We start from the raw sequence: 11,675 nt of genomic DNA on the forward strand, positions 1-11,675 counted from the left end.
TTGCTTTTCTAAAAAACCGGTGGGGGCTTGCCCCGGGTTTCCGCCCGCCCGGGGGGGCTGGGGGGGGGCGGGGGCCGCGCCACGCGGACCGTGGGGGGGCGGCACGCGCGCGTGCCGCCCCTCTTCGTCACCTCCGTACGCCGCTCACCGAGCGGCGCTCTCCCCGTCCTGCGGCGCCGGCTCCAGGTCGAACTCGCCGTCCCGCGCCCCCAGCACGAACGCCCGCCACTCGGCCTCGGTGTAGCGCAGCACCGTGTCGTGGTCCAGGGAGGAGCGCATGGCCACGGCGCCGTCCGGCAGGTAGGCGATCTCCACGCGCTCCTCGTGCGCCTCGGTGCCCGGCGCGCCGTGCCACTCCACACCCGAGATGTCGAGGGCGTACAGCTCGTCCCGCTCGCGCTCCTTGCGGGCCTTGATCTCCGCTTCCGTCTCCGCCATGACGCAGCGACCCCTTCCAGACGTCCGTACTTCGTGCCGGCGCTCACCCTAGCCGCCGGGACGGCCGCGGCAGGGCGGTCCGCGAACCCGGGGAAACCCCACCGCCACAGCCTGGTACCCTGAGTGACGGCCGTTTGTGTACGCACCCCCGGAGCCCTGGCAGCTAGCCCTGCGAGGCCTGGAGGCCGCGCCCAGCGGATCCCCGCCTCCCGAGTACCGGAAGCTCTCCCGAGATGAAGACCGGGGGCACTCGGTGGCCATTTCCAGACCATGAGGAGTACGCGTGTCGCTCGACGCCGCTACGAAGAAGCAGATCATCTCCGAGTTCGGTACCAAGGAGGGTGACACCGGCTCCCCCGAGGTCCAGGTCGCTCTGCTGTCCCGTCGGATCTCCGACCTGACCGAGCACCTCAAGACCCACAAGCACGACCACCACAGCCGTCGTGGCCTGCTGATCCTGGTCGGTCAGCGCCGCCGCCTGCTGCAGTACCTGGCGAAGAAGGACATCCAGCGCTTCCGTGCGCTGGTCGACCGCCTCGGCATCCGCCGTGGTGCGGCGGGCGCCAAGTAAGACGCCGTGAAGGGAGCGGGCCCCACAGCAAAAGGGGACCGCTCCCTTTGCCGTACATGCACAAACGTGCGGAGTGTCACCGCCGCTTTGTACTGTGGTAGCAGAACGCGATACGCATGACACAGCGTGATAGCGCCCACCCACAGTGGGTAGGGCCTATCAGGCACCACGAGGAGGAGCGCACCTCGCCGCCGCCGGTCCTCGGTAGTGGCCCCCGGGCGAACAGGCCCCGGGTGCTTCGATCGAAGACCGGCCCGCACCAGACGGAGCGCTTCTCCGCCACCGTCCCCCCGCCACACGGGCGAGGCGGGACGAAAGACGACAAGTAACGGAGAAAACGCTAGTGGAGAACGAGACCCACTACGCCGAGGCCGTCATCGACAACGGCTCCTTCGGCACCCGCACCATCCGCTTCGAGACGGGCCGCCTGGCCAAGCAGGCCGCCGGCTCCGCCGTGGCGTACCTGGACGACGACACCATGGTGCTGTCGGCCACCACCGCTTCCAAGAACCCCAAGGACCAGCTCGACTTCTTCCCCCTCACGGTGGACGTCGAGGAGCGGATGTACGCCGCCGGCAAGATCCCCGGCAGCTTCTTCCGCCGCGAGGGCCGCCCCTCCGAGGACGCCATCCTCACCTGCCGCCTGATCGACCGCCCGCTGCGCCCGTCCTTCAAGAAGGGCCTGCGCAACGAGATCCAGGTCGTCTGCACGGTCATGGCGCTCAACCCCGACCACCTGTACGACGTCGTCGCGATCAACGCCGCGTCCGCGTCCACGCAGCTGGCCGGCCTGCCCTTCTCCGGCCCGATCGGCGGCGTCCGCGTCGCGCTGATCAACGGCCAGTGGGTCGCCTTCCCGACGCACACCGAGCTCGAGGACGCCGTCTTCGACATGGTGGTCGCCGGCCGCGTCCTGGAGGACGGCGACGTCGCGATCATGATGGTCGAGGCCGAGGCCACCGACAAGACCATCCAGCTGGTCAAGGGCGGCGCCGAGGCCCCCACCGAGGAGGTCGTCGCCGCCGGTCTCGAGGCCGCGAAGCCCTTCATCAAGGTCCTCTGCAAGGCCCAGTCGGACCTCGCCGCCAAGGCCGCCAAGCCGACCGGCGAGTTCCCGATCTTCCTCGACTACCAGGACGACGTCCTGGAGGCGCTGACCGCCGCGGTCCGCCCCGAGCTGGCCCAGGCGCTCACCATCGCCGGCAAGCAGGAGCGCGAGGCCGAGCTCGACCGCGTCAAGGGCCTGGCCGCCGAGAAGCTGCTGCCGGAGTTCGAGGGCCGCGAGAAGGAGATCTCCGCCGCGTACCGTTCGCTGACCAAGACCCTGGTCCGCGAGCGCGTCATCAAGGAGAAGAAGCGCATCGACGGCCGCGGTGTCACCGACATCCGCACGCTGGCCGCCGAGGTCGAGGCCATCCCGCGCGTGCACGGCTCGGCGCTGTTCGAGCGTGGCGAGACCCAGATCCTGGGCGTCACCACCCTCAACATGCTCCGCATGGAGCAGCAGCTGGACACCCTCTCCCCGGTGACCCGCAAGCGCTACATGCACAACTACAACTTCCCGCCGTACTCCACCGGCGAGACCGGCCGCGTCGGCTCCCCCAAGCGCCGCGAGATCGGCCACGGCGCCCTCGCCGAGCGCGCCCTCGTGCCGGTGCTGCCCACGCGCGAGGAGTTCCCCTACGCGATCCGCCAGGTGTCCGAGGCCCTCGGCTCCAACGGCTCGACGTCCATGGGCTCGGTCTGCGCCTCCACCATGTCGCTGCTGAACGCCGGTGTGCCCCTGAAGGCCCCGGTCGCCGGCATCGCCATGGGCCTGATCTCCCAGGAGATCGAGGGCGAGACGCACTACGTCACCCTCACCGACATCCTCGGTGCCGAGGACGCCTTCGGCGACATGGACTTCAAGGTCGCCGGCACCAAGGAGTTCGTGACCGCCCTCCAGCTCGACACCAAGCTGGACGGCATCCCCGCCTCCGTCCTGGCCGCCGCCCTCAAGCAGGCCCGTGACGCCCGCCTCCACATCCTCGACGTGATGATGGAAGCGATCGACACGCCGGACGAGATGTCCCCCAACGCGCCGCGGATCATCACCGTGAAGATCCCGGTCGACAAGATCGGCGAGGTCATCGGCCCCAAGGGCAAGATGATCAACCAGATCCAGGAGGACACCGGCGCCGAGATCACCATCGAGGACGACGGCACCATCTACATCGGCGCCGCCGACGGCCCGTCCGCCGAGGCCGCCCGCACCACGATCAACAGCATCGCCAACCCGACGATGCCCGAGGTCGGCGAGCGCTACCTGGGCACGGTCGTCAAGACGACCACGTTCGGCGCCTTCGTCTCCCTGCTGCCCGGCAAGGACGGTCTGCTGCACATCTCGCAGATCCGCAAGCTCGCCGGCGGCAAGCGCGTGGAGAACGTCGAGGACGTCCTCGGCGTGGGCCAGAAGGTCCAGGTCGAGATCGCCGAGATCGACTCCCGCGGCAAGCTCTCCCTGGTCCCCGTGATCGAGGGTGAAGAGGGCGACGAAGAGCAGAAGGACGACGCCGCCAAGTGACGTCCCGTAGCTCGCAGGCGACGGCCCGCACCTCCTCGGAGGCGCGGGCCGTCGCCCGTACCCAAACCCTCGTCAAGGGCATGAACGGCATCGGCACCGTCCGCAAGACCACCCTCCCGGGCGGCCTGCGCATCGTCACCGAGACCCTGCCCTCCGTCCGCTCCGCCACCTTCGGCATCTGGGCGCACGTCGGCTCCCGCGACGAGACCCCGGCGCTGGGCGGTGCCACGCACTACCTGGAGCACCTGCTCTTCAAGGGCACCTCCGAGCGCTCCGCCCTGGACATCTCCTCCGCCATCGACGCCGTCGGCGGCGAGATGAACGCGTTCACGGCCAAGGAGTACACGTGCTACTACGCGCGCGTGCTCGACACCGACCTGCCGCTCGCCATCGACGTGGTCTGCGACATGCTCACCGGCTCGCTGATCCGCGAGGAGGACGTCGACGTCGAGCGCGGCGCGATCCTCGAAGAGATCGCCATGACCGAGGACGACCCGGGCGACTGCGTGCACGACCTGTTCGCGCACACCATGTTCGGCGACAGCCCCCTCGGCCGCCCCGTCCTCGGCACCGTCGACACGGTCAACGCGCTCAACGCCGACCGCATCCGCCGCTTCTACAAGAAGCACTACGACCCCACCCACCTCGTGGTCGCCTGCGCCGGAAACGTCGACCACAACAAGGTCGTCCGCCGGGTGCGCGCCGCCTTCGAGAAGGCCGGCGCCTTCAGGAACGCCGAGGCCGCCCCCATCGCCCCGCGCGACGGACGCCGCAGCCTGCGCACCGCCGGCCGGGTGGAACTCCAGGGCCGCCGCACCGAACAGGCGCACGTCGTCCTCGGCATGCCCGGACTCGCCCGCACCGACGACCGCCGCTGGGCCCTCGGCGTCCTCAACACGGCCCTCGGCGGAGGCATGTCCTCCCGCCTCTTCCAGGAGGTCCGGGAGAAGCGCGGTCTGGCCTACAGCGTGTACTCCTACACCTCCGGCTTCGCCGACTGCGGCCTGTTCGGCGTCTACGCCGGCTGTCGCCCGAGCCAGGTCCACGACGTGCTGCGCATCTGCCGCGACGAACTCGACCACGTCGCCGACAACGGCCTGCCCGACGACGAGATCGCCCGCGCCATCGGCCAGCTCCAGGGCTCCACCGTCCTCGGTCTGGAGGACACCGGTGCGCTGATGAACCGTATCGGCAAGAGCGAACTGTGCTGGGGCGAGCAGATCTCCGTCGACGACATGCTGGCCCGGATAGCGGCTGTCACCCCGGACGAGGTCCGCGCCGTCGCCCGCGACATCCTGGGACAGCGCCCGTCGCTGTCGGTCATCGGCCCGCTCAAGGACAAACAGGCCGCACGCCTGCACGACGCGGTCGCCTGACCGCGCGGGCCGTGCGATCCGGCCCGGTCCGAGTCCCCCTCCGGTCTAAGGAAGCAAGAGATGAGCAAGCTGCGCGTGGCGGTCCTCGGTGCCAAGGGCCGGATCGGTTCCGAGGCGGTACGGGCCGTCGAGGCCGCCGAGGACATGGAACTGGTGGCCGCCCTCGGCCGCGGCGAGTCGCTGGAGGCCCTCGCCGACAACGGCGCCCAGGTCGCCGTCGAGCTGACCACGCCGGACTCGGTCATGGCCAACCTCGACTACTGCGTGAGCAACGGCATCCACGCGGTCGTCGGCACCACCGGCTGGACCGAGGAACGGCTCGCGCAGCTGACGGGGTGGCTGGCCCACTCCCCGGAGACCGGGGTGCTCATCGCCCCGAACTTCTCCATCGGCGCCGTGCTGACCATGAAGTTCGCGCAGATCGCCGCGCCCTACTTCGAGTCCGTCGAGGTCGTCGAGCTGCACCACCCGGGCAAGGTCGACGCCCCCAGCGGCACCGCCACCCGCACCGCCCAGCTCATCGCCGAGGCGCGTGCGAAGGCCGGCACGGCCCCGGCGCCGGACGCCACCGCGACGGCGTTGGAGGGCGCCCGAGGCGCCGACGTCGACGGCGTCCCGGTGCACTCCGTGCGCCTGCGCGGCCTCCTCGCCCACCAGGAGGTCCTGCTGGGCGCCGAGGGCGAGACGCTCACCGTCCGCCACGACTCGCTCCACCACAGCAGCTTCATGCCGGGCATCCTGCTCGGCGCGCGCCGCGTGGTGACCACTCCCGGCCTGACCTTCGGCCTGGAGAACTTCCTCGACCTGAACTGAGCCCGAGCCCCCTCATGCGCGCGAAGATCACCTATCTCGTCACGGCCGCCGTCCTGGTCTTCTACTTCGTCCTGGTCGGCAGCCGCGGCGTCATGCTCATCCAGTCCGGCACGTTCGTCACGGTCACCTTCGGGGTCGCCGTGCTGATCCTGCCGGTCATCGGCCTGTGGTTCCTGTGGAAGAACACCCAGTTCGTCCGCAGGGCCAACCAGCTCGCCTCCGAACTCGACGCCGAGGGCGGCCTGCCCGTCGACGATCTCAGGCGCACGCCCAGCGGGCGCATCGACCGCGACTCGGCCGACGAGGTCTTCGCCCGGCGCAAGGCCGAGACGGAGGCCGCCCCCGAGGACTGGCGCACCTGGTTCCGGCTCGCGATCGCCTACCACGACGCCCGCGACACCGCGCGCGCCCGCAAGGCGATGCAGCGGGCGATCGCCCTGCACGACGGCAGGCCGGTCCCGGCCGCCTGACGTCCCCGTGCACGCCTGTGGGGCCGACCGCGCACAGCGGTCGGCCCCACAGGCGTGGCCGGCCAAGGACGCGGCCACCGGCGCCCGGGGCCGACGGGCAGGGGGCGGGCCGACGCGCGGGGCGGCGGCGAGCGGGGCCGTGCCCGCCGCCCGCGGGCGGGCCGCGCCGGCGGCCCCCCCCCCCGCCCCCCCGGGGGGGGCCCCCCCCCCCCCCGGGGGCCCCCCCCCCGGGCGCCCACGGCCATGGACGCGGCCACCGGAGCCGCGGACGGACGGTCAGGGGGAGGGCGGACGCGCGGGGCGGCGACGAGCGGCCCCGAGGCGGAACGGACGCCGGGCCGGCGCCCGGGCCGCCCTCACCGCGGGCGGTTCTCCTCCGCCCACGCCTCCACCGCGTCCGTCGCCCGGTCGAAGGCCGGGAGCCGGCCCAGGAAGTCGGCGTCGTGCGTGGTCAGCAGCGGCGGCACGGCCTCGGAGGACCGACCCCTGCGCGCGAGCAGCAGCGCCTGTCCCTGCACCGTGCGCGGCAGCCCCAGCCAGCGCACCGGCTGCTGCACGGTCCGTACGCTGACGACCTGGGCCCACGGCGTCGTACGGGTGATGAGGAACCGCACATGGCGCAGCCCCCGCGCCCCGACCCACACGCCCATGCGCAGCACACGCAGGGCGCACGCGATGACGGCCAGGGCGACGGCGAAGCAGGCCCCGGCGGAGGAGAACCCGCCGGTGAGCGCGATCACCACCGCGGCGAACAGCACGAACGAGGCGAGCAGCAGCGCCAGCGCGGCCACGCCCACCCGCCAGGGACCGGGCCGGTAGGGGCGGCGCCAGCGCTCACGGTCGTCGAACGGCAGCGCGACGTCGTCCGCCGCGTCGAAGGCGCGGTCGGCCGTCAGGAAGGGCAGGGGCACGGCGGGTCCTCACTCGTTCCACACGGGGCTGTGCCCGGTGAGGCTATCCGCCCGTGTCCCCGCCCACCACCCACGGGGGTCCAAGGGGGTGGGCGGTGCCGTCAGCGGTCGTGGGAGGCCTGCTGCGTCTGCGCCGGAGAGTGACTGGTCGACAACGCGGGCAGCCCGAGGACAAGGGAGCCCACGAGGCCCGCGACGATGGTCAGGCCGAGCAGGCAGCGCCCGGCCATCTCACCGGCGGAGGCCCGCCGGCGGGGCGGGGGAGCGACATTGCTGCGGAACCTGTCCGCCTCGGCGACGAAGGCGAACGGGACGGGCTCGCGCCGACGGAACATCGGAGGTACGGCTCCCTTCGGGGGTCGGATCAGGGGTCGAACTGGGGTGTCTCACCCATACAGACGCACGAGTGTCCCCGAAGGTGCCCGCTTTCCCCGAATTCATCGATCTTCACCGAAGTTGTCGCGGCCCGGCACCGAACGCCCTGATGTCAGAGCCGGGCCGTAGAGTGGGCGCCGCCCGCCAGACGTGATGGAAGGACCCTCCGAGCCGTGACCGACACCCCCGCCGACGACCTGAAACCCAGCTTCCGCAGCGACGTCACCGTCGAGCTGGTCAAGCACACCGCGTCGGACGCCGACGTCCTGTTCGCGGCCCGTGTCTCGACCGTCGGCGAGCAGTCCCTGGAGGAGCTGGACAAGGACCCGGAGCGCTCCAAGGGCCTGATCAACTACCTGATGCGGGACCGCCACGGCAGCCCCTTCGAGCACAACTCGATGACGTTCCTGATCAGCGCCCCGATCTTCGTCTTCCGCGAGTTCATGCGCCACCGCGTCGGCTGGTCGTACAACGAGGAGTCGGGCCGCTACCGCGAGCTCCAGCCGGTCTTCTACGTCCCCGACGCCGCCCGCAAGCTGGTCCAGGAGGGCCGCCCCGGCAAGTACCGCTTCGTCGAGGGCACCCAGGGCCAGCAGGAGCTGGTCGGCCGGGTGATGGAGGACTCCTACCGGCAGGCGTACGAGGCGTACCAGGAGATGCTCGCCGCCGGCGTCGCCCGCGAGGTCGCCCGCTCGGTGCTCCCCGTGGGCCTGTTCTCCTCGATGTACGCCACCTGCAACGCCCGCTCGCTGATGCACTTCCTCGGCCTGCGCACCCAGCACGAGCTGGCGAAGGTGCCGTCCTTCCCGCAGCGGGAGATCGAGATGGTGGGCGAGAAGATGGAGGCCGCGTGGGCGGGGCTCATGCCGCTCACCCACGCCGCGTTCAACGCCAACGGCCGCGTCGCGCCGTGACCTCGCGCGCCGCCCGTCTCCCCAGGCACTGATGTACGCATCAGCCTCGCGAAGTGTCCGTATTGCGGCCTTTGTGGAAGTTCATCTAGCCTGATCGAACGGACCCGGCACTGCTTGAACCCCCGAGCAGGCAGTGCCGGGCTCCATCTTTGTCACGACTTGTCGCCCGCCCCGAGGGCAGACCCCGCCCTGAGCAACGAGTAGCGTGTTACCCATGGCTCCGACCTCCACTCCGCAGACCCCCTTCGGGCGGGTCCTCACCGCCATGGTCACGCCCTTCACGGCGGACGGCGCACTCGACCTCGACGGCGCGCAGCGGCTCGCCGCCCATCTGGTGGACGCAGGCAACGACGGCCTGGTCGTCAACGGCACCACCGGCGAGTCCCCCACCACCAGCGATGCGGAGAAATCGGACCTCGTACGCGCGGTCGTGGCGGCCGTCGGAGACCGCGCCCACGTCGTCGCCGGCGTCGGCACCAACGACACCCACCACAGCGTCGAACTGGCCCGCGCCGCCGAGCAGGCCGGCGCGCACGGCCTGCTGACCGTCACGCCGTACTACAACAAGCCCCCACAGGAGGGCCTGTACCGGCACTTCACGGCCGTCGCCGACGCGACCGGCCTGCCGGTCATGCTCTACGACATCCCCGGCCGCAGCGGCGTCCCGATCAACACCGAGACCATCGTCCGCCTGGCCGAGCACCCGCGGATCGTCGCCAACAAGGACGCCAAGGGCGACCTCGGCCGCGCGAGCTGGGCCATCGCCCGATCCGGTCTCGCCTGGTACTCCGGCGACGACATGCTGAACCTGCCGCTGCTCTCCGTGGGCGCGGTCGGCTTCGTCTCCGTCGTCGGCCACGTCGTCACCCCGGACCTGCGCGCCCTCATCGAGGCGTACACCTCCGGCGACGTGCAGAAGGCCACCGAGATCCACCAGAAGCTGCTGCCCGTCTACACGGGCATGTTCCGCACCCAGGGCGTCATGACCACCAAGGCCGCCCTGGCCCTGCGGGGACTGCCCGGCGGACCGCTGCGGCTGCCGATGGTCGAGCTCACCGTCGAGGAGACCGAGCAGCTCAAGATCGATCTTGCCGCCGGCGGGGTACAGCTCTGACAACAAGACTTCGCGAGTTCGCCTCGCACCGCCCGGACCCCCTCGGCGCCCCGCCGGGAACCGGGCTCCACAACCGAACAGCCAACTGAATACGGCGGGCCACCGGTGCCCGCACCCCACAACGACAACTGCTTCTGCACGAACGTCACGCGCGCCACGTGCCCACCGGTACGTGGCGCGTGTGGTGAGGAGGGTCTTTTGAGTCATCCGCATCCTGAACTCGCTCCGCCTCCGCCGCTCGCCGACGGCGGCCTGCGCGTCACTCCGCTCGGCGGTCTCGGCGAGATCGGCCGCAACATGACGGTCTTCGAGTACGGCGGCCGGCTGCTGATCGTCGACTGCGGAGTGCTCTTCCCCGAGGAGGAGCAGCCCGGAATCGATCTGATCCTTCCGGACTTCTCGTCCATCCGGGACCGCCTCGACGACATCGAGGGCATCGTCCTCACCCACGGCCACGAGGACCACATCGGCGGCGTCCCCTACCTCCTGCGGGAGAAGCCGGACATCCCCCTGATCGGCTCCAAGCTGACGCTGGCCCTCATCGAGGCCAAGCTCCAGGAGCACCGCATCCGGCCGTACACCCTCGAAGTCGCCGAGGGCAACCGGGAGCGCATCGGCCCCTTCGACTGCGAGTTCGTCGCGGTCAACCACTCCATCCCGGACGCGCTGGCCGTCGCCATCCGCACCCCGGCCGGCATGGTGGTGCACACCGGCGACTTCAAGATGGACCAGCTCCCGCTGGACAACCGTCTCACCGACCTGCACGCCTTCGCCCGGCTGAGCGAGGAGGGCATCGACCTCCTCCTCACCGACTCCACGAACGCCGAGGTCCCCGGGTTCACCCCGCACGAGCGGGACATCTCGGGGGTGCTGCGCCAGGTCTTCGCCGGCGCCCGCAAGCGGATCATCGTGGCGAGCTTCGCCAGCCATGTCCACCGCATCCAGCAGATCCTGGACGCCGCCCACGAGTACGGCCGCCGGGTCGCCTTCGTCGGCCGTTCCATGGTCCGCAACATGGGCATCGCCCGGGACCTCGGCTACCTGAAGGTCCCGCCGGGCCTGGTGGTGGACGTCCGCACGCTCGACGACCTGCCCGACCACGAGGTGGTCCTGGTCTGCACGGGGTCGCAGGGCGAGCCGATGGCGGCGCTGTCCCGCATGGCCAACCGGGACCACCAGATCCGCATCGTCGAGGGCGACACGGTGATCCTCGCGTCGTCGCTGATCCCGGGCAACGAGAACGCGGTGTACCGGGTCATCAACGGCCTCACCCGCTGGGGCGCCAACGTCGTCCACAAGGGCAACGCCAAGGTGCACGTCTCGGGCCACGCCTCGGCCGGCGAGCTGCTGTACTTCTACAACATCTGCCGCCCGAGGAACCTGATGCCGGTCCACGGCGAGTGGCGCCACCTGCGCGCCAACGCCGAGCTCGGTGCGATGACCGGCGTTCCGCACGACCGGATCGTCATCGCCGAGGACGGCGTCACCGTCGACCTCGTCGAGGGCAAGGCCAAGATCTCCGGCAAGGTGCAGGCCGGTTACGTGTACGTCGACGGGCTCTCCGTCGGCGACGTGGGCGAGCCCGCGCTCAAGGACCGCAAGATCCTCGGCGACGAGGGCATCATCTCGGTCTTCGTGGTGGTGGACTCCACCACCGGCAAGGTCACCGGCGGCCCGCACATCCAGGCACGCGGCTCCGGCATCGAGGACTCGGCCTTCGGCGCGGTCATCCCGAAGATCCGGGAGTCCCTGGAGAAGTCCGCGCAGGAGGGCATCGCCGACTCCCACCAGCTGCAGCAGCTCATCCGCCGCACGCTGGGGAAATGGGTCTCGGACACCTACCGGCGCCGGCCGATGATCCTCCCGGTCGTCGTGGAGGTCTGACGCTCCAACCGGCAGCGGGGCGCCTCGATTTGCATCGGGGCGCCCCGCTCCAGTACGTTTACGGCTCCGCCCGGACGGGAACCCGGACGCCTCGTGCGTTCCGAGGGACTCTCCCGGAGGGGCGGGAAATCCGACTCAGGATCTCTGATAAAGTCGGAACCGCCGGAAAGGGAAACGCGAAAGCGAGAACCTGGAAAGCACCGAGGAAATCGGATCGGAAAGATCTGATAGAGTCGGAAACGCAAG

At 70.7% G+C, this 11,675-nt stretch carries 11 protein-coding genes; 8 read left to right on the forward strand and 3 right to left on the reverse strand.

All coding sequences use genetic code 11. From position 1 onward, the window contains the following. Positions 1-144: 144 nt before the first annotated feature. Entirely contained in the window at positions 145-438 is a 294-nt protein-coding gene (locus ACH5A8_RS34200) for a DUF397 domain-containing protein (protein WP_399007888.1), read from the reverse strand. Between the two features lie 283 nt (positions 439-721). On the opposite strand from ACH5A8_RS34200, the gene rpsO reads away from it, so the two are divergent. From rpsO to ACH5A8_RS34225, 5 genes are all read left to right on the forward strand, one after another. Further along, positions 722-1,009: a 30S ribosomal protein S15 gene (gene rpsO / locus ACH5A8_RS34205; RefSeq protein ID WP_004982702.1), complete on the forward strand. Its 288-nt coding sequence runs from the start codon at positions 722-724 to the stop codon at positions 1,007-1,009. Positions 1,010-1,352: 343 nt separating this feature from the next. Continuing rightward, entirely contained in the window at positions 1,353-3,572 is a 2,220-nt protein-coding gene (locus ACH5A8_RS34210; RefSeq protein ID WP_399007889.1) for a polyribonucleotide nucleotidyltransferase, read from the forward strand. Further along, positions 3,569-4,948, forward strand: a complete 1,380-nt coding sequence (locus ACH5A8_RS34215; protein ID WP_399007890.1) for a M16 family metallopeptidase — start codon at positions 3,569-3,571, stop codon at positions 4,946-4,948. The genes ACH5A8_RS34210 and ACH5A8_RS34215 overlap by 4 nt, the downstream gene beginning before the upstream one ends. 60 nt (positions 4,949-5,008) lie before the next feature. Next, the gene (gene dapB, locus ACH5A8_RS34220) at positions 5,009-5,761 is read left to right on the forward strand and encodes a 4-hydroxy-tetrahydrodipicolinate reductase (RefSeq protein ID WP_399007891.1); all 753 of its coding nucleotides are present in this window, start codon (positions 5,009-5,011) and stop codon (positions 5,759-5,761) included. Between the two features lie 14 nt (positions 5,762-5,775). Further along, on the forward strand, positions 5,776-6,231 hold the full coding sequence (locus tag ACH5A8_RS34225) for a hypothetical protein (protein WP_399007892.1): 456 nt from the start codon (positions 5,776-5,778) through the stop codon (positions 6,229-6,231). Positions 6,232-6,587: 356 nt separating this feature from the next. Here ACH5A8_RS34225 and ACH5A8_RS34230 read toward each other — a convergent pair whose 3' ends face one another. Both ACH5A8_RS34230 and ACH5A8_RS34235 read right to left on the reverse strand, forming a co-directional pair. Then, positions 6,588-7,142 (reverse strand): hypothetical protein, encoded by a 555-nt coding sequence (locus ACH5A8_RS34230; RefSeq protein ID WP_399007893.1) that lies wholly within the window; start codon positions 7,140-7,142, stop codon positions 6,588-6,590. Between the two features lie 101 nt (positions 7,143-7,243). Next, positions 7,244-7,477: a hypothetical protein gene (locus ACH5A8_RS34235; RefSeq protein ID WP_399007894.1), complete on the reverse strand. Its 234-nt coding sequence runs from the start codon at positions 7,475-7,477 to the stop codon at positions 7,244-7,246. Between the two features lie 213 nt (positions 7,478-7,690). Here ACH5A8_RS34235 and thyX point away from each other — a divergent pair, with 213 nt between their 5' ends. The 3 genes from thyX (at position 7,691) to ACH5A8_RS34250 (ending at position 11,429) form a co-directional block, all read left to right on the forward strand. Beyond that, entirely contained in the window at positions 7,691-8,431 is a 741-nt protein-coding gene (gene thyX, locus ACH5A8_RS34240; RefSeq protein ID WP_399007895.1) for an FAD-dependent thymidylate synthase, read from the forward strand. Positions 8,432-8,645: 214 nt separating this feature from the next. Beyond that, on the forward strand, positions 8,646-9,545 hold the full coding sequence (dapA, locus tag ACH5A8_RS34245) for a 4-hydroxy-tetrahydrodipicolinate synthase (RefSeq protein WP_399007896.1): 900 nt from the start codon (positions 8,646-8,648) through the stop codon (positions 9,543-9,545). A gap of 198 nt (positions 9,546-9,743) precedes the next feature. Continuing rightward, the gene (locus ACH5A8_RS34250; RefSeq protein ID WP_399007897.1) at positions 9,744-11,429 is read left to right on the forward strand and encodes a ribonuclease J; all 1,686 of its coding nucleotides are present in this window, start codon (positions 9,744-9,746) and stop codon (positions 11,427-11,429) included. The last annotated feature ends 246 nt before the right edge of the window (positions 11,430-11,675 follow it).

It is taken from the genome of Streptomyces sp. NPDC018610, from assembly GCF_044391765.1.
Classification (GTDB): Bacteria; Actinomycetota; Actinomycetes; order Streptomycetales; family Streptomycetaceae; genus Streptomyces.

What these genes read in the sequence shown, in the direction of transcription:
- ACH5A8_RS34200 (WP_399007888.1), bottom strand. Translation starts at nt 438, where the DNA reads ATGGCGGAGACGGAAGCGGAGATCAAGGCCCGCAAGGAGCGCGAGCGG.
- dapB (WP_399007891.1), top strand. Translation starts at nt 5,009, where the DNA reads ATGAGCAAGCTGCGCGTGGCGGTCCTCGGTGCCAAGGGCCGGATCGGT.
- ACH5A8_RS34225 (WP_399007892.1), top strand. Translation starts at nt 5,776, where the DNA reads ATGCGCGCGAAGATCACCTATCTCGTCACGGCCGCCGTCCTGGTCTTC.
- ACH5A8_RS34235 (WP_399007894.1), bottom strand. Translation starts at nt 7,477, where the DNA reads ATGTTCCGTCGGCGCGAGCCCGTCCCGTTCGCCTTCGTCGCCGAGGCG.
- dapA (WP_399007896.1), top strand. Translation starts at nt 8,646, where the DNA reads ATGGCTCCGACCTCCACTCCGCAGACCCCCTTCGGGCGGGTCCTCACC.